16 protein-coding genes and 1 pseudogene are annotated in these 17,326 nt (G+C 65.4%); 4 read left to right on the top strand and 13 right to left on the bottom strand.

Features of this window, described 5'->3' with window-relative positions; genetic code table 11:
• Nucleotides 1–34: 34 nt before the first annotated feature.
• Nucleotides 35–937, top strand: coding sequence for a LysR substrate-binding domain-containing protein (locus QM672_RS12995; protein ID WP_367624983.1), 903 nt, complete (start codon nucleotides 35–37; stop codon nucleotides 935–937).
• 53 nt (nucleotides 938–990) lie between these two features.
• Here QM672_RS12995 and QM672_RS12990 read toward each other — a convergent pair whose 3' ends face one another.
• A complete protein-coding gene (locus tag QM672_RS12990; RefSeq protein WP_415083039.1) occupies nucleotides 991–1,596 on the bottom strand; it encodes a HutD family protein in 606 nt (201 codons plus the stop codon).
• Between the two features lie 46 nt (nucleotides 1,597–1,642).
• Nucleotides 1,643–2,455: a hypothetical protein gene (locus QM672_RS12985; protein ID WP_415083037.1), complete on the bottom strand. Its 813-nt coding sequence runs from the start codon at nucleotides 2,453–2,455 to the stop codon at nucleotides 1,643–1,645.
• A 215-nt stretch (nucleotides 2,456–2,670) separates the two neighbouring features.
• Between QM672_RS12985 and QM672_RS12980 the strand changes: the two genes are divergently transcribed.
• Nucleotides 2,671–3,357, top strand: a complete 687-nt coding sequence (locus tag QM672_RS12980) for a hypothetical protein (protein WP_311942074.1) — start codon at nucleotides 2,671–2,673, stop codon at nucleotides 3,355–3,357.
• The gene (locus QM672_RS12975) at nucleotides 3,350–4,036 is read left to right on the top strand and encodes an RES family NAD+ phosphorylase (RefSeq protein ID WP_311942077.1); all 687 of its coding nucleotides are present in this window, start codon (nucleotides 3,350–3,352) and stop codon (nucleotides 4,034–4,036) included. The genes QM672_RS12980 and QM672_RS12975 overlap by 8 nt, the downstream gene beginning before the upstream one ends.
• Nucleotides 4,037–4,224: 188 nt before the next feature.
• On the opposite strand, the gene QM672_RS12970 is transcribed toward QM672_RS12975, so the two are convergent.
• The 4 genes from QM672_RS12970 to QM672_RS12955 all read right to left on the bottom strand — a co-directional run bounded on the left by QM672_RS12970 (nucleotide 4,225) and on the right by QM672_RS12955 (nucleotide 8,563).
• Entirely contained in the window at nucleotides 4,225–4,998 is a 774-nt protein-coding gene (locus QM672_RS12970; RefSeq protein ID WP_311942080.1) for an SDR family NAD(P)-dependent oxidoreductase, read from the bottom strand.
• A gap of 34 nt (nucleotides 4,999–5,032) precedes the next feature.
• A complete protein-coding gene (locus QM672_RS12965; RefSeq protein ID WP_311942083.1) occupies nucleotides 5,033–5,854 on the bottom strand; it encodes a carbohydrate ABC transporter permease in 822 nt (273 codons plus the stop codon).
• Nucleotides 5,855–5,857: 3 nt separating this feature from the next.
• Nucleotides 5,858–6,748 (bottom strand): carbohydrate ABC transporter permease, encoded by an 891-nt coding sequence (locus QM672_RS12960; protein WP_311942086.1) that lies wholly within the window; start codon nucleotides 6,746–6,748, stop codon nucleotides 5,858–5,860.
• Between the two features lie 495 nt (nucleotides 6,749–7,243).
• Nucleotides 7,244–8,563 carry an ABC transporter substrate-binding protein gene (locus QM672_RS12955; RefSeq protein ID WP_068289116.1) on the bottom strand — a complete coding sequence of 440 codons (1,320 nt, stop codon included), beginning with the start codon at nucleotides 8,561–8,563 and terminating at the stop codon, nucleotides 7,244–7,246.
• A 459-nt stretch (nucleotides 8,564–9,022) separates the two neighbouring features.
• Here QM672_RS12955 and QM672_RS12950 point away from each other — a divergent pair, with 459 nt between their 5' ends.
• On the top strand, nucleotides 9,023–10,360 hold the full coding sequence (locus tag QM672_RS12950) for a hemolysin family protein (RefSeq protein WP_311940625.1): 1,338 nt from the start codon (nucleotides 9,023–9,025) through the stop codon (nucleotides 10,358–10,360).
• 292 nt (nucleotides 10,361–10,652) lie between these two features.
• On the opposite strand, the gene QM672_RS12945 is transcribed toward QM672_RS12950, so the two are convergent.
• The 7 genes and pseudogenes from QM672_RS12945 to QM672_RS12915 form a co-directional block, all read right to left on the bottom strand.
• Complete coding sequence (locus QM672_RS12945; protein WP_415083033.1) at nucleotides 10,653–11,807, bottom strand: alpha-hydroxy acid oxidase; 1,155 nt, start codon at nucleotides 11,805–11,807, stop codon at nucleotides 10,653–10,655.
• A 110-nt stretch (nucleotides 11,808–11,917) separates the two neighbouring features.
• Nucleotides 11,918–12,649, bottom strand: coding sequence for a histidine utilization repressor (gene hutC, locus QM672_RS12940; protein WP_311940425.1), 732 nt, complete (start codon nucleotides 12,647–12,649; stop codon nucleotides 11,918–11,920).
• A gap of 72 nt (nucleotides 12,650–12,721) precedes the next feature.
• Complete coding sequence (locus QM672_RS12935) at nucleotides 12,722–13,738, bottom strand: zinc-dependent alcohol dehydrogenase (RefSeq protein WP_415083158.1); 1,017 nt, start codon at nucleotides 13,736–13,738, stop codon at nucleotides 12,722–12,724.
• Between the two features lie 3 nt (nucleotides 13,739–13,741).
• Nucleotides 13,742–15,070, bottom strand: a complete 1,329-nt coding sequence (gene hisD / locus QM672_RS12930; RefSeq protein WP_415083031.1) for a histidinol dehydrogenase — start codon at nucleotides 15,068–15,070, stop codon at nucleotides 13,742–13,744.
• Between the two features lie 40 nt (nucleotides 15,071–15,110).
• Nucleotides 15,111–15,911, bottom strand: a complete 801-nt coding sequence (locus QM672_RS12925) for an ABC transporter permease (RefSeq protein ID WP_415083029.1) — start codon at nucleotides 15,909–15,911, stop codon at nucleotides 15,111–15,113.
• Between the two features lie 13 nt (nucleotides 15,912–15,924).
• Nucleotides 15,925–16,869, bottom strand: coding sequence for an ABC transporter permease (locus QM672_RS12920; protein WP_311940430.1), 945 nt, complete (start codon nucleotides 16,867–16,869; stop codon nucleotides 15,925–15,927).
• A 183-nt stretch (nucleotides 16,870–17,052) separates the two neighbouring features.
• A pseudogene (locus tag QM672_RS12915) lies at nucleotides 17,053–17,326 on the bottom strand (ABC transporter substrate-binding protein); the annotation flags it as partial.

Here is a 17,326-nt window from a genome sequence, read left to right as displayed (position 1 = left end):
GACAAAAACTCATCCGACAATTCATCATCGGCGCATGGCACTCCCCTCACTCAATGGCATGCGCGCTTTCGAGGCCGCCGCGCGCCTGGGCAGCATCAAGGAAGCGGCGGAAGAGCTGCATCTGACGGCCTCCGCCGTCAGCCGCCATATCCGCACGCTCGAGACGACGCTGGGCCAGGATCTGTTCGAGCGCGGCTTTCGCCAGGTCACACTGACGACGCGGGGCTCCTATTATGCGCGTAGCCTGTCGGAGGCCTTCGAGGCGATCTGGCGTGCGACGGACGATGTCAGCTTTCACGACGGCCCACGGCAGGCCAAGGCGCACCGTGTCCGGGTGCTGTGCGTGCCCCCCGTGCTCAATCTATGGCTGGCCGACCGGCTGCCGGGCTTTCGCCGCCAGCATCCCTCCGTCGACCTGGAGGTGATGACCTCGGGCAAACGCGCCAATTTCGATTTGGCCATCGTCGACGAGTTCGACTACAAGGCCGGCCCGGCCCTGACGCTGCTGATCCCGCTGGTGCTGACACCGGTCTGCGCCCCTTCGCTGCTGGAAGGCCCCTTGCCGTTGCGTTCGCCGGCGGATCTCATTCATCATCACCTGATCCATGAATGCGAAACCACGCGATGGAAGCGCTGGCTCGAGCAGGAAGGCATTGTGGACAGCCCGTCGAAGTCGGGCACGATCATGGATGATTGCACGGCGATCATGCGGGAAACCATCAATGGCGTCGGCATCGCGCTGGCCGATACGATGATGGCGCAGGACCTGCTCGAGCAGGGGCGCTTGGTCGCCCCTTTCGGTGCCCGCCATACCTATCCCGCCGGTATCTATCTCTATCAGCGCCGCAGCATCGGCAACAAGCAGGGCGCCAGCCTGTTCCAGGACTGGCTGCTGGCCGAGGTCGCCGAGCACAAGCGGGCGATGGCGATCGGCTGAGATCATACCAACGGGTTTGATGCTCGACCGATCAAACATCGATGGCGTCGGTATTACAGGCCTTCCTCAAAGGCTATGGCCGAGCGCAGGCGCAGGACGAGGGCGCGTGCCTTTCTGCCGCCATCCGATGCGAGGAGCGCTGCCGCCTCTTGCCTCAGTACCACCGTGTCGCGCTCCGCCAGGCGAAGGGCACCCCGGGTGGTGGTGTCGAGGTTCCAGCTGCCGCTGATGGCGAAGATGACGACGAGATCGCCGGGCGGGACCGCATGGCTGTCGGAGCCGGCCAGCACCTGCTGCCCGACATGGTGCCAGTGCCGGCGGCTGGCCATGACGTTGAAGACCCGTACCGGCCCCTTGACCGGCCGGCCAACGGGGGCGAGGCCGGTATCGAAGCGGAACGGCGCGAAGGGCAGAAGGCGGTGCTTGGATTGCCCGAAATCGAGCTCCAGCTCCTCGCCCTCGATCAGGGTGATCACCCGCTCGGCGCCGGGAAAGCTGGAGAAGGCGCCGTCCTCGAGGATCGGCGCGCTGCTGATCCTCACCTCGAAATCCTCGCGCGAGCCGCCTTGCGGCGAAAGATAGATCTCGTCGGTTTCCCCGCGCCCGTTCTTCCAGGGCAATGTCGCGTAGGCGGTGCGGGCAAGATGTTCGATGGCCATGATGGTCCGGTTGTCGGTGCTGCGTGGGTCTCGGCGGCCGGGCCGATCAGGCCAGCCGGTCGAGAAAGCGAAGGAGGCCCGGAACAGGCGCTGTTCCCCGCTCCGGGGTGATCACGCCGTCGGCGCCCAGGTGGAGGTGTCGGGTGCCCTTGTCGATCCAGCACAGATAGAGACCGGCGGGCGGGCGGCAGAGCATCGGCGCAAGGGCGAGCTGGCCACGGGAAGCGACGGTTTCCGCCGTCCAGGCAGAACCGAGCATGGCGTTGGCGGCCTGGATGTCGCCGGCGCGCAGAAAGGCCCGGACCTGGCTGGAGGAGCAGCGCCGGGCGTTGGCACGGACTTCGGGGACGCGAGTCACGCCGAAGCCGAGGGAGCGGCCGAGCTGCGTGAGCAGATCAGCGTCGCCCGCCCGCGAACGGCCGAAGCGGAAATCGTCGCCGGTGACGACGTGGCCGACGCCGAGGCCTTGCTTGAGGATGTCATGGGCAAATTCCGTCGGCGTCAGCGAGGCGAAGGCGGCATCGAAGGTCGGTGAGAAGACATAATCGAGCCCCAGCGCGCCGAAGCGATGAGCCTTGGTGGCCGGCGTGGTCAGGCGGAAAGGCGAATCCGCCACACAGAAGAAGCTGCGCGGGTGAGGCTCGCAGGACATCACGGCCAAGGGCAGGTCCTCGCCCGCGATGATCCCGGCAGCATCGAGCAGGGCCTGGTGGCCGCGATGGAAGCCGTCGAAATTGCCCAGCAGCAGGACCGCGCCGCGATCGGGGTCGCCGGCCGGCAGGCCCTCGGCGACATGGCGCAGGCCGCCTTGGCCGGCAGGCTGCCATTGCTCATGCTGGATAGGCTGTGTCCATGCCATTGGGCAAATCCCCGGAAGCGGCTCTGCTGCGATGTTCGAAGCCTAGCGACACGCCGCATGGACGGGAATTCGCATTTTCCGAAACGCTGCTTTGGGAAAACCGTGGCGTGCCGGCAGCCCGGCATGATCCGCCGTTCTGGCCCGGCCTTCTTGATGATATGGGTTATCATGCTATATAGATAACCATGATCATTTCAAATTTTGGAGGGCGTGACATGACGGCGTCCCAGGCGCTCAAGACATTGTCGGGGGTCACCACCATCACCGGGACCCCGGAAGAGGTGCGCGATGGCCTCGGCCATCTCGGTGCCAAGGGCACGCAGGTCATCGCCGTGACGCTGGACCAGGTCAGCTCTCCGGCGGCGAAGGTGCTCGCCCACACGTTCGAGGCGATTGCTCCCCTGGTCGGGGCGATCGTGGCCCGGCGCGAGAAGGCTGCGCTGCAGTCGATCATCGAGGCCCTGGTGCCCCAGGTGCCCTTGCCCCAGCATATGCTCGCCGAAGCCCGGATGACGGCCGAGGCCCGCAAGGCCGTGCTGGAAGAGGGCGAGTGGCTCACCGCCGCCCAGGTCGCCGAGGTGGCTGGGTTCAGCGCGACCAATCCAAGCGCCCAGCCCAACAAGTGGAAGAAGGACGGGCAGATCTTCGCCATCCGCCACCAGGGTGTCGACTATTTCCCCGGCTACGGCCTGGATCCTTCGACCGGATATCGTCCGGCCAAGCCGCTGGGCGAGGTTCTGAAGATCTTCGGCCAGGCCAAGGATGGCTGGGGCGCGGCCTATTGGTTCGCCTCCGACAACAGCTATCTGGGCGGAGAGCGTCCCCTGGACCTGCTGCTGCGCGAACCCGATCGGGTCATCGCCGCGGCCCGCGACGAAATGGAGGGCGTGCTGCATGGTTAGGGGCGCGCTGAGGCTTGCCAAGGCACGCCCTGCGACACCCGCGCCACCATCCCAGCTCGCCGCCAAGACGGCCATGATGACCTGGCCCAAGGGCCAGGTCATCCACCGTATCCATCTCGACAGATATGGGGCCGCCCAGTTCAATCCGGGCCTTGCCGGCAATGCCCGCTTCAGCCCGATCAAGGATAGGGAGGGCGGGCCGATCCCCACCCTCTATGGCGGTACCTCCTTCGAATGCGCCGCCATGGAAACCGTCTTTCACGACGTGCCCTTCACCGCGCGCCTGAAGACTCTCGACAAGGCCAGGCTGGCCGGCCAGGTGCATTCCCGGCTCGAGCCCCGGCAGGATCTCCTGCTCGTCGATCTCAGCGCCACGGCCCTGCGCCGCCTCGGCCTGCGCCGGACCCAGCTCATCGATACGGAAAAGGACCGCTATCCCGGCACGCGCGCCTGGGCCGCAGCCTTCCATGCGGCGTTGCCGGACGTGCAGGGCCTGTGCTGGGTTTCCCGGCAGGACGATCGGGCGCTCGCCCTCGTCCTGTTCGGCGACCGCCTTCCCGGCGATGTCCTGGCTCCGGCGGGCGAGCCGCGTGCCGTTCTGGGCTCGGCTGATGCCCTCACCGAGCTGACCGTGCTCGCCGACCGCATCGGTGTGAAGCTGGTTGCGGGCAGGGCCTGATAGCCGTGCGATCGTGAGGGGTATGGAGAGTTCGGCCCGAAGCGTCTCGGTCATTCCCTTCCCACCCCCTCCGGCGGTGCCGGGAATGACGGCTTCCGAGCGACGTGTTTCACTCTTTGAAGGTTTCAAGGGGGCACCGCGTCCATCGGGGTCGGGGGAACGAAGCTCCCGATGGACGCGAGATCGGGCTACCAGATGGTGTAGCCGCAATCGACGACGACGACCGCGCCCGTCATGGCGCTCGCCGCATCGCTGGCCAGGAACAGGATGGCCGAGGCGATTTCGTCGGCGCGGGCCACGCGCTTCATCGGCGTCATCTCCATCCACACCGGAAACAGTTCCGGCTTGTCGAAGCCGCCGCGCGACATCGGCGTGTCGACATAGGTCGGCGCCACCGCATTGACGCGCACGCCGTGGGGCGCCCATTCGCCGGCCAGCGACTTGGTCATGTGGTGCACGCCGGCCTTGGCGGCGTTGTAGTGGACCTGGCGCTGGGGCTTGTTGGAAATGAGGCCGGACATCGAGCCCAGCGTGACGATCGAGCCCTTGCCACGCTGCAGCATGGCCCGGCCGAATTCGCGGCAGCTCCAGTAGCAGCCATTGAGGTCGACATCGATCACCTTGCGCCAGACCTCGTCGGTCATGTCCTCGCCGCCGGTGTCGGGCCAGGCGATGCCGGCATTGGCGATCAGGATGTCGACGCCGCCATGGCGTTCATTGGCCTCGCGCGCGGCCCGGCCGACGGCATCGGCATCGGTGACGTCGAGCGCGACGGCATCGACGGTCCAGCCCTTGGCGGCGAGGGCCTCCCGGCCGCCGGCGAGCACGGCCGGGTCGAGATCGGAGATCACCACCTCGGCGCCGGCCTCCAGCAGCGCCTCGGCGCTGGCGAGCCCGATGCCGCGGCCGCCGCCGGTGATGAAGGCCGTCTGGCCGGACAGGTCGAATTTCTTCAAATACATCGCTGCAATATCCTCCAGGTGGATTGTCGCGCCGTCACTTGACGGCGCCGAAGGTGAGACCTCGGACGAGCTGGCGCTGCGTCAGCCAGCCGAAGATCAGGATGGGGCCGATTGCCATCAGCGAGGCGGCGGAAAGCTTGGCCCAGAACAGGCCCTCGGGGCTGGAGAAACGGGCGATGAAGGCGGTGAGGGGTGTCGCCTGCGTCACCGTGAGGTTGATGCTCCAGAACGCCTCGTTCCAGGACAGGATGATGGCGAGCAGGGCGGTGGAGGCGATGCCGGGCATGGTCATCGGCAAGAGCATCCACACGAACTGCTTGAGGGGACCGGCGCCGTCCATGCGTGCGGCCTCCAGGATCTCCTTGGGCACGTCGCGGAAGAAGGTGAAGAGCATCCACACGATGATCGGCAGATTGATCAGCATGTAGAGGCAGGTCAGCCCCAGGAGCGAATCCAGCAGTCCCGCCCATTGGAACAGCAGATAGATCGGCACGAGCACGCCCACGGCCGGCATCATCTTGGTGGAGAGCATCCACATCATCAGGTCCTTGGCGCGCCGCCCGGGGAAGAAGGCGAGCGCATAGGCCGCCGGCAGGCCGACGACGATGCCGAGCACCGTCGAGCCGACCGAGACGATCACGCTGTTGGCGAAGAAGTGGAGGTAGTCGGCGCTCTCCAGGATCTCCTCGAAATTGTGCAGGCTGGGCTGGAAGAACAGGATCGGGGGCGTGGCAATCGCCTGCTGCTCGGTCTTGAAGGCCGTGATCATCATCCACAGGATGGGGAAGAACAGCACCAGCGTCATGAGCCAGCATAGCAGGCTGACGACGATGCGGCGGGTGAGCGAGACGGCCATCGGTCAGTCCTCCAGCGTGTGGGAAATCGTGCGCATGAGGAAGACGGCGACGAGATTGGCGAGAACCACGGCGAGCATGCCGCCGGCCGAGGCACCCCCGATGTCGGAATCGAGGAGGGCGGTCTTGTAGATGAGGTAGGGCAGGGTGGTGGAAGCATCGCCCGGGCCACCGGCCGTGGTGACCAGGATCTCGGCGAAGATCGAGAGCAGGAAGATCGTCTCGATCATCACCACGATGGTGATGGCCCTGTAGAGGTGCGGCAGCATGATGTGCGCGAAAAGCCGCAGGCCGTTGGCGCCGTCCATGCGGGCGGCCTCGATCTGCTCGCGGTCGAGCGATTGCAGCGAGGTCAGCAGGATCAGGAGCGCGAAGGGGATCCACTGCCAGGCCACGATGATGATCACCGATGCGAGCGGGTAGTCCGAGAACCAGTCGATGACGGGCAGCCCGAGGGAGCGCGAGATCCAGGCGAACAGCCCGTTCACCGGATGCATCAGCAGGTTCTTCCACACCAGGGCGCTGACCGTGGGCATGATGAAGAAGGGCGCAATGCACAAGAGCCGGGCGAGCCCGCGTCCGAATACCGGCTGGTCGAGCAGGATGGCACCGATGATGCCGACCACGACCGTGATCGCCAGCACGCTCACCACCAGGATGACCGTGTTGAGGATGGCGTTGGTCAGCCCGGGATCCTCGATGAGATAGCGGTAATTGTCGAAGCCGGCAAAGCCGGTCTGGTCGAGATAGTTCAGATTGTAGCGCTGGAACGACAAGTAGATCGTGAGGGCCAGCGGCACGATCATCCAGACGAACAGCAACAGAACGGACGGCGCCAGCAGGGGACGCGTGTCAACTCCGACGCCGCGATGGCGGGCGAACAAGGCGACGGCCATGGAGCTCCTTTCGGATCGATCCCAGGGCGTTCTGCGATCTGCCGGCATCGGCGGCAGCGCAAGGACGCGTCGAAACAGGGGAGAGCGGGCAAGCGTTTCGGCTCGAACAAGCCGCTTTCCGGGAGTAGGCGGCGCGATCTCGATCAGGCAGGATCGGGATCGCGCCGCCGAAGATGCGTTCCGGGAGAGAAAACGCATCTTGGCACGGAGCGGGGCGGGATCGCCCCGGCAAGCCTGTGTGTTGCGCCAATGCGGTTCACTTGGGGACCGTTCAAGAATAAGCGCACCGTCATTCCTGGCCGAGCTTCTCGCGAGCGAAGCGAGAGAGGGCGAGGTATCCTCACAAGCTTTGCTTGTGAGTGGAATCCAAGGGCCGAAGATCGTATTTACGGTCCCTGGATCCCCTTCCCGCCGCCTGCGGCGGCGCCGGGGATGACAAGCATCGTGCAACCTTGAAGATACTTAAGTGAACCGCATCAGCGTCTTGCTGTTGCCCTATTTCTTGGGGTAGCCGGCCTGGCGCATGGCGCGCTGGGTCAGCGACTGGGCGGCTGCAAGGCCCTGGTCGACCGTCTTCTTGCCGGCGATGACGGCGGCGAATTCCTGGCCGACGGCAGTGCCGATGCTCTGGAACTCGGGAATGCCGACGAAGGAGATGCCGCGATAGGGCACCTTCTCCTGGGTGGCGTCCGTCATGTTGGCGGTCTGGATCGTATCCAGCGTCAGCTTGGCGAAGGGCGCGGCCTTGATGTAGTCGGCATTGTCATAGGTCGACTGGCGGGTCCCCGGCGGCACGGTGACGATGCCCGAATAATCGGCGACCAGCTTGATGTAGTCGGGCGAGGTCGCCCAGTAGATGAACTTCTTGGCTGCGTCCGGTGCCTTGGAGGAAGCCGGCACCGCCAGGGCCCAGGACCACAGATAGTGGTTGCCCTTGTTGAACTTGCCATAGGGCGGATGGGCGTAGCCGAGCTTGCCGACGACGCTGCTCTGCTTGGGATCGTTGAGGAAGCCGGCCGAGACGGTGGCATCCACCCACATGCCGCATTTGCCGCTGGCGAACAGAGCGAGATTCTCGTTGTAGCCGTTGGAGGCGGCGCCGGGCGGGCCGTATTTCTTCAGGAGGTCGACATAGACGGTCAGGCCTTCCTTCCAGGCCGGCGTGTCGAATTGCGGCTTCCATTCCATGTCGAACCAGCGTGCGCCATAGGAATTGGCGACCGGGGTGATCTGGCCGATATTCTCGCCCCAGCCGGGCTTGCCGCGCAGGCAGATGCCATAGACCCCATGGTCGGGATCATGGATCTTGGCGGCAAAGCCGTCGATGTCCTTCCAGGTCGGCTGCTCGGGCATGGTCAGGCCGGCCTTGTCGAACAGGTCCTTGCGATAGAAGGTCATCTGGCTTTCGGCATAGAAGGGCAGGGCATAGAGTTTGCCATTATAGGAAAGTCCGTCCCGTACCGATTTGAGCACGTCGTCGAGCTTGTAGTCGGCCGGTACGTTGTCGAACGCCGTCAGCCAGTTACGCTCGCCCCACATCGGTGCCTCGAACAGGCCGATGGTCATGATGTCGTATTGGCCGCCCTTGGTGGCGATGTCGGTGGTCAGGCGCTGGCGCAGCGTATTTTCCTCCAGCACCACCCAGTTCAGCTTGATGTCGGGGTTCTTGGCCTCGAAATCCTTCGACAGCTTCTGCATCACCACCATGTCGTTGTTGTTGACGGTGGCGATGGTCAGCTTGGTTTCGGCCTGCGCCGGCAGGCCGGCGATAAACGCCGCCGCTGCGCCGAGGCACAGTGTTTTGAGAGCTCGCATGGTTTCCTCCTCCTTGTGGTGTCGTGTTCGACATCTCGATGGGCTGCAAATCGATGGCCTGGCCCGGCTGTCGCGAGGGCAAGCACCCCCCGCGCCGCAGCATTGGTGAAATGCGCAAGCTTCATCCAAATTCAGGCAAGGCGAGTGGGCTTTGGCAGCGATTGCTAGCAGATCAGGCTGTTTCCTCCGGCCGTTGGTATTTTTCTTTCATATGTTTTCATAACATTCCAAAAGCTATCATGGAGATTGTTTAAGTCAACAACGAAGCTGCCCGAGCAGGCGCGATCTGTCGGATCACGCCTGAAGTCGGGTTTCCGGGGGCATGACCCCAGCGGCCTTCCCCTTTCGGGAGGTTTCGCACAGCCTTGACGAAGAGCGGTTTGCCTCCCGGCTTCAGAGCGGCGATGCTAGAAGCGATCGTTTTGTGAAAGGACCGCGCCCGGCGCGGAAGGGGAGATGATGTCCGGTTCCGACGACGGTGCTCTCGTCATGGACTTGTTGAGGGTACTAGCCGTCTTTGCTCTCGTGGCCGCCAACGGCTTTTTCGTGGCCGCCGAGTTCTCGCTCGTTGCCGTCCGCCGCAGCAGGGTGGCCGAGCTTGCCGCGGCGGGGCGGATGAATGCCCGCCCGCTCTTGCGCGCCATCGACAATCTCGACGCCAATTTGGCGGCGACCCAGCTCGGCATCACCATCTCGTCCCTGGCGCTGGGCTGGATCGGCGAGCCGGCGCTCGCCCATCTCATCGAACCGCTGCTCGGCTGGCTGCCGGCGGGGATCGCTACCATCGGCTCGCATGCCATTGCCGTCGCCCTTGCCTTCGTGATCATCACGGCCCTTCACATCGTCCTCGGCGAGCTCGCGCCCAAGAGCCTGGCCCTGCAGCGCAGCGAGGGCACGGCGCTATGGATCGTCCGGCCGCTGGGCCTGTTCCTGTTCCTGCTGCGGCCGGCCATCCTGATGCTGAACGGTCTCGGCAATCTGGTGCTGCGGGCATTCGGCCTGCGGCCCGGCTCAGGGGAGGAATCGCTGCATTCGCCCGAGGAACTCAAATTGCTGGTCCGGGCCAGCCAGGATGCCGGCATCCTGCAGGATGCGCAGGAAGAGGTGATGGTGCGCGTGCTCAGCATCGGCGGGCGCCGCATCAGCGATATCATGACGCCGCGACGCGAGATCGACTGGGTCGATATCGATGACGATCCGAAGGAGACGCTGCGCATTATCCGCGAATGCCGGCACGACCACATCCTGGTCGGGCGCGGCAATATCGACGAGCCGCTCGGCATGATCGTCAAGCAGGATCTGCTCGACCGGGTACTGGACGGGGAGAGGCTCGATCCGCTCGCCGTCATGCGCCAGCCGCTGATCGTGCACGAGGCGATGCCGATCTTCCGGGTGCTCGACCAGTTCAAGCGGACCCCGATCCGGTTGGCCCTCATCATCGACGAATATGGCGGCCTCGAAGGCATCGTCACCCAGACGGACCTGCTCGAAGCCATGGCCGGCGACCTGCCCGAGGTCGAGGGCGAGGAGCCCGATATCGTCGAGCGCCAGGACGGTTCGCTGCTGATCGACGGCATGATGCCGGCCTATGCCGCCTTCGACCGGCTCCAGCTGCAGACAAGGCCGCAGGATCGGGATTTCCACACCATCGCCGGCTTCGCGCTCTCGCAGCTCGGCCACCTGCCCGAGGTCGGCGAGCAGTTCGACTATGGCGGCTGGGTGTTCGAGATCATCGACATGGACGATCGACGCATCGACAAGCTCCTGGCACGCAGGGTGGATGGCGCCGAGGCGTGAGGCTCTTTCCGGGATCGCAGACATCCTTGCCTATAGGCGTTAACTCAGGGTGAGAGGCGCGACGCCAGCCGCCCCTTCGCCCCGTTCTTACGGGGAGAAGGTAAGGATGAGGGGCGGCGCGGACCTCGAAAACCAAGTATTCCGTAGCCCCTCACCTCAATCCTCTTCCCGTAAGAACGGGGCGAGGGGGCTCATATGTGGAGCCATACCTTCAGCTCGATCATCTCGCCCGACCCTTAGGTTAGCACCTATGGGCATCCTTACCTGCAATCTCAGAAAACACTGGCAGATTTCAGCCTCGATCGACCGCGATCACGGCCTTGGTGCCGAGCGATTTCAGCTCGTCGATCGAGGCCACGCCCATCAGCGCCAGCGTGATCGAGACCTCGCGGGTGAGGATGTCGATCACGTCGGCGACCCCGGCCTCGCCCGCGGCGGCCAGGCCATAGGTATAGGCCCGGCCCAGCATGACGCCGTCGGCGCCGAGTCCGATGGCCTTGATGATATCGGCTCCGCGGCGAATGCCGCCGTCGAGCATCAGGCAGAAGTCGGGCCCGACTGCCTGACGGATGGCGGGCAGGGCCGCGATGGTGCTCGAGGCGCTGTCGAGCTGCCGCCCGCCATGGTTTGAGATCACCACGCCGTCCATGCCGATCGACTTCGCCTTCAGCGCATCCTCGGGGGCGAGGACGCCCTTGACCACCAGCCGGCCCTGCCAGCGCTCGCGCAGCCAGGCCATGTCCTTCCACGACACGGTCTTGTCGATATGGCGCGACAGATTGGCGGCCTGTTCGAGCGCGCCGCGCCCGAAATCGCGCCGGTGCTCGATCGCTCGCACGCTGGGCATGCCGCGCGCCGCCACGTCGAGGAGCCAGCCCGGCTTGCGGGCGAGGCCGAGGAAGAGGCCCGGCGTCACCCGCGTCAGCGAGCGGAAGCCATTGCGGACGTCCCGCTCGCGGATACCGGTGATCGCAGTGTCGACGGTCACGAACAGCGTATCCGCGCCAGCCAGCCGGGCGCCTTCCAGGAACTCGTCGCAAAGGGAGCGATCGTCGAGCACATAGAGCTGGAAATGCAGCGGCCCCTTGGTCGCCTGCCGCACATCCGCCAACGAGGCGATGGAGAAGTTGGAAAGGCAGAGCGCGATCCCCGCCTCATGCGCGGCCCTGGCGGCCTTTTGCTCGCCTTTGCCGGCATAGAGCCCGAGAAAGCCGACCGGCCCCAGCATGAAGGGCAGGGGATGGCGCGTGCCGAGATAGTGCGTGCCAAGGTCCTGCTCGCGCGGCTCCACCAGCACGTTCTGGCGCAGGGTCAGCCGGGCGTAGTCGCTTCGATTGGCCCGGAGGGTTTCCTCCTCGAAGGATCCGCCATCGATATAGTCGAAGAAGATCTTGGGCAGGCGACGGCGGGCCGCCTCGCGATAGTCGTGCACGTTCACAAATTGCATGGAAGTATGCCGGCTTTCGAAAATTTTAGCCTGTCATTCCCGCCGCCTTCGGCGGCGCCGGGAATGACAGGTCGATGTTGTTGGGTGCGGAGCAGGCGGGCGTTCGGTCATCAACGCGCCGTATGAAGATAGCGGCTGCCCAGTGAATAGCGGCTGCCGACATAGGTGAAGGTGTTCACCGTCGCGACAACAGGTCCGGTGAAGGTCTTGCGGTGCAGGACGAGGCAGCTGTCGCCGGGGCGGATGTGGAGCAGGCGTGCGGTTTCCACTCCCGCCGGCAAGGCGCTGATCAGCTGTTCGACCTCGGTCAGGGGCGTGGATTGCTGCAGATATTCATAGGTCGCCGCATTGGTGTAGTCCTGGTCGAGATAGCCGCTGACCAGGTCGGTGTTGACGTAGCGCTCCTCGAGCTGCACCGGCACGTCGTTTTCGAAATGGATGACGATGGAATGGTCGACCGGCTTGATCGCCTCGAATTCGAAGGCGATCATCAGTTCCGGCGTGGGCTGGGCTATGCGTTCGAGCATGACCACCTCGGCGCGATGGCGGCTGCCGCGGGCCTTGATCTCGGTGGCGATGTTGCTGATCTCGATGAGCGTCGATTGCGGCTTTGGTGGCGCCACGAAGGTGCCGACGCCCGGGATGCGGCGCAGATGCCCCTGTGCCGTCAGTTCGCGCAGGGCCCGATGCACGGTCATGCGCGAGACGCCGAGCGTGGCGACGAGATCGTGCTCGGAAGGAAGGCGCGCATGGCGCCCCCATTTGCCGCTGGCGATGTTGCCGAGGACGAAGTCCTTGACCTTCTCGTAGAGGGGAGAGGCGGAGTCGGAAAGAACGTCCATGGTCCTGTCTCCTGCGTGGGGGGTCGAGAAAGTCAGGCCCCGGAAAGCCTGGTTCAATCGGATGGAATACGGCTATTCCGTGAGCTGGACGATGGTTTTCAGCTTCTCACCCTGACCGGCCAGCAGGCGTTCATAGGCAGCGGGAATCTCGTCCAGGGCGGGCAGGATTTCGCAGAACTGTTCGAGGGCGCCTTGCAGTTCCACCAGCAGCGCGGTGGCCTGCACGAGTTCGTCATCGGTGAAGGCATGGCAGCCGATCAAGGCGATCTCGCGTTCGACCAGCTCAGTGGGGTCGAGGTCGAGCTTGCCATGGCCGATGCCGACCAGGCAGAGCGCACCCGCGCCGGCAAGGAGGCCGAGCGTCGCGGCGATGGCCCCGACATGGCCCGTCGCATCGATGGCATGGCGCAGGCGCCGCCCTGCAAGGGTAGCGGCAATGTCCTCGGCCACGAGGCCAACCCGACTGCCACCGCTCACCGCAGACACCAATCCGGCGCGCGCGGCATTGGGGTCGCTGAGCAGGATGGGGCCGTCGTGGAGATGGGCGAGCAGCAGGGCGCATAGGCCTCCGATCGTGCCGCAACCGACCACGAGCACCGGCTCTCCGCGCGGCGCGGCGAGTCGCCGTACTACGTGCAGCGCCACCGCCAGCGGCTCGGCCATGGCGGCGATGCGAGGCGGCAGCGAAGGCGCATGTGGCACCAGCAGCCGGGCCGGCAATTGCACGGCATCGGCGAAACCGCCGTCGCAAGCCTCGCCGACAAAGCCGAGATTCTCGCAGACATTGTGCCGTCCTCCGGCACAGGCGGGGCAATTGCCGCACCAGAATCTGGAATCGGCGACGACGACATCACCGACCGCAAACCCGCTCACTCCCTCGCCGATCGCCGTCACGCGGCCGCAGAACTCGTGGCCCGCCACCGAGGGACGGCGCGTGATCCACTGGCCGGTCCGGTAGTTGTGCAGGTCCGAGCCGCAGATGCCGGCGGCCCTGACCGCGAGGTTCACGTGACCAGGCGGCGGGGCTGAGGGGGCCTCGACCGCTTCCACGCGCAGATCCCTGACATCATGCAGCCGGACGGCCTTCATCACTCAGTTGCCCTTCTTCAGATAGGCCTCGCGGATCGGCGAGACGGCATTGGCGTGGGATGAGAAGCCCTCATAGAGCGCCAGCTTGTGGGAATGGCGGGCAAATTCGGCGTAGGCCGGGGCGGTGACATAGCCGATCGAGGAACGCTTGACGAAATCGGTGACCGAAAGCGGACCGTAGGTCCGGGCCCAGCGGCTGGTCGGCAGCACGGCATTCGGGCCCAGCGAGAAATTGGCGATGCTGACGGGCGTGTGGGGCCCCATCAGGATCTCCGAGGCCTCGGTGATGTGGCCGAGATGGATGAAAGGCTCCTCGGACAGGATCTCCAGATGCTCGGGCGCATAGGCGTTGACGAACGCGTAGCTCTCCTCGATCGAGGAGGTCAGCACCACGCCGCCGGTGCTGCCCGTCAGCACGGCCTTGGAGAAGGCGACGCGCTGCTCGGTCATGCGGGCCCAATGCTCGGGCAAAGCGGCGAGCGCCTCTTCGGCGACCCGGCGGCTATGGGTGACCAGATAGGCCGAGGAATCCGGCCCGTGCTCGGCCTCGATCAACAGGTCCAGCGCGGCGAGGCCGCCATGCACGCTGTCGTCGGCCAGGATCATCACCTCGGAGGGGCCTGCCGGCAGGCCGGTATCGATGACGCCGGAGAGCAGGCGCTTGGCGGCGACCACCCAGGGACTGCCGGGGCCGACGATCTTGAGGGCGGGCTTGACGGTCTGCGTGCCATAGGCGACGGCCGCGACCGCCTGCGCGCCGCCGACCTTGTAGACGGTCTCCACGCCCGCCAGCCTGGCGGCGACCAGCGTGGCTGCGTCGACGCCGCCGTCGGGCGCCGGCGGGGTGACGATGGCAAGATTGGGCACGCCGGCGACCACGGCCGGAACCGAGGTCATCATGGTCACGGACGGGAAGGAGCCCTTGCCGCGCGGCACGTAGAGGGCGACCGACTGGATCGGGGTGAAGCGGTCGCCGGCATAGGCGCCCGGCCGGATCTCCTTCAGCCACATCGCCTCGGGTTTCTGCTCCTCGTGGAAGCGGCGGATATTGTCGATGCCGAAGGTGATCGCCTCGATGACGTCGCCATCGACCTCGCGGAAGGCGGCGTCGAACTCGGCCGGCGTGACCTTGAGGTTGGCCTCGGTCACTTCGGCCTTGTCGAGCTCCCGGCCGAAGCGGGCCAGCGCGGTATCGCCCTCGGTCCTGACCGCCTCCAGGATCGGCGCGACCTTCTCGATGAATTTGGAAATGTCCGTTTCCGAACGGCGCAGCAGGGCGGCCTTCTCCTCCGCGCTGAGGCTGGCATAGTCGTAGAAGCGGGCTGAGGTCATGGTTCTGTCCTGGATGCGCGGCCTCGCGGGGCCGGGGAGGTCATTTGGATTTGAGGAAGATGTCGAGGCCGACGAGCCGGTCGAGCAGGGCGATGGCGAGGCCGGCGCAGGCGATGAAGACGACGGAAATGGCAGCGAGGTCCGGCGTGATGATGGAGCGGATGGAATTGTAGATCTGCACCGGCAGCGTGACGGAGCGGGCATCCACCAGCAGCAGGCTGACCAGGAACTCGTTGAGGGCGAGGATGAACATCAGGAGCGAGCCGGTGATCACCCCCGGCAGCACCGCGGGCAGGGTGATGTAGAGGAAGCGCTGCAGGGGCGGCGCGCCGCAATTGGCCGCGGCCAGCTCCAGGTCCGGGCTGAGATTGCTGGCACTCGCCGTGACGGCCCAGATCATGAAGGGCAGGTTGATCACGCAGCAGGCGATGCCCACCGGCCAGAGCCGGCCGAGCACGCCGAGATTGCCGAAGACCAGCATCATGCCGATGCCCGAGCCGATCAGCGGGATGGTGAAGGGCAGCAGCAGGTAGACCTGGATCGAGCGCTCGAAGCGCACCTTGTATTTGGCGAGCGCAATGCCAGCCAGCGTGCCGACCGGCACCGCGATGAGCGTGCAGATCGTCGCCACGATCAGCGAGCGCAGGAAGGCCTGGCGCAGGTCGCTGGCCTGGGCGATGGCGCCGTACCAGCGCAGGGAAAAGCCTTCGGGCGGGAAGGTGATGATGTTGCCTGCCGTGAAGGAGGCGCCGAGCACCACGATGGTCGGCGCCGACAGCATCACCAGTGCCGCGACCACGAAGCCCCAGATTACGATGGACTTGCTGGTGCTGCCGGTCATTTGCGTTCTCCGCTCAGTTCTTCTTGCCGTTCATGGCCAACGTGCCGGCGCCGAACAGCATGAACACCACGCCGACGAGAAGGGAGCCGACCGCCACCAGCATCAGGCAGAGCGTGGCACCGAGCCCCTGGTCGGAGGTGCGGAAGAACTGGTCGTAGATGGCGTTGGCGATGAAATCCTGCGTGCCGCCGCCCAGGATGGCGGGCACTGCGAAATCGGTCAGCGAGAGGGTGACGACGACGAGGCCGGCGCCCACCAGGCCCGGCCGGGCGAGAGGCAGCACGATGTGGCGAAAGGTCCGCACCCAACCAGCGCCGAGCGAGGCGGCGGCGGCTTCCAGTTCCGCCGGTATCGCCGTCAGGGCCGGCGCCAGCATCAGCACGGCGAAGGGCAGCATGTACTGGACGAGGCCGAACAGCACGGCGGGATAATTGTAGAGCAGGCGCATCGGCGCGACGCCAACCAGGCCGAGGGCCTCGTTGACCATGCCCTGGTTGCCCAGGATGATTAGCCAGCCATAGGCGCGCACCACCTGGCCGATGAAGAAGGGCAGGAACAGCGCGACCAGCAGGAATTTGCGCAGGCCTGAAGATGGCGTGCGCACCATCAGATAGGCATAGGGGAAGGCCAGGATCAGGGTGGCAAGCGTCACGATGACGGCGCCCATCAAGCTGCGCCCGGCCACGGCGGTGAAGAAGCTTTCGCTCACCACGCGCTGATAGTTGGCGAGGGTATAGGTCTCCGACGTCAGGAAGGTGGTGGTATCGAGGACGCGCAGGCTGGCATCACCCATCTGGATCAGGCCGAGCACGAGCAGGCCGACCAATACGAGCGCGGGCAGCAGCATCAGATAGGGCAGCCCGGCCCGGAAGCTCGAGGGCCACAGGAAAGCGGCCAGGCGCTCAAGCGCATCCATGAGGCGCCAGGTCAGGGGATAGGCGGCACGCGAAGAGCGCATCCTGTCGGTCCTTAGTGGGATTTGCCTTCTCCCCTTGCGGGAGAAGGTGTCCCGAAGGGGCGGATGAGGGGTGAAACACGACCTTGCAAGGTATTTGCCAACACCCCTCATCCCCCTGCCGGGACCTAAGGCACTTCCATGGGAAGTGCCTTAGGTCCCGCAAAGGGAGAAGCCTCCTTGGCCTCAGCCCTGCATGATTTCCTTGAACTTGGCGAACCACTTGCTCTCGTTCTCCACCTGTGTGCGTGACGAGATGCGGATGAGGTGCTTGAAGTCCTCCTCCTTGGTCGGATAGGCGGGATTGTTGACGAGATCGGCCGGCGGAGTGAGGCCGGGCACCACGCCCGGCAGGCCGAGGCCGTCGAGCCAGACCTGCTGGGCTTCCTTGGTCAGGGCATGGTCGATGTACTGCTTGGCCCAGTAGAGCTCGTTCTCCGGCAGGCCCTTGGGGATCCAC

Source organism: Labrys sp. (in: a-proteobacteria), assembly GCF_047605565.1.
Lineage (GTDB): Bacteria > Pseudomonadota > Alphaproteobacteria > Rhizobiales > Labraceae > Labrys > Labrys neptuniae.
The sequence above is the reverse complement of the archived record's forward strand: the minus strand, read 5'-3'. Positions and strand labels throughout refer to the sequence as shown.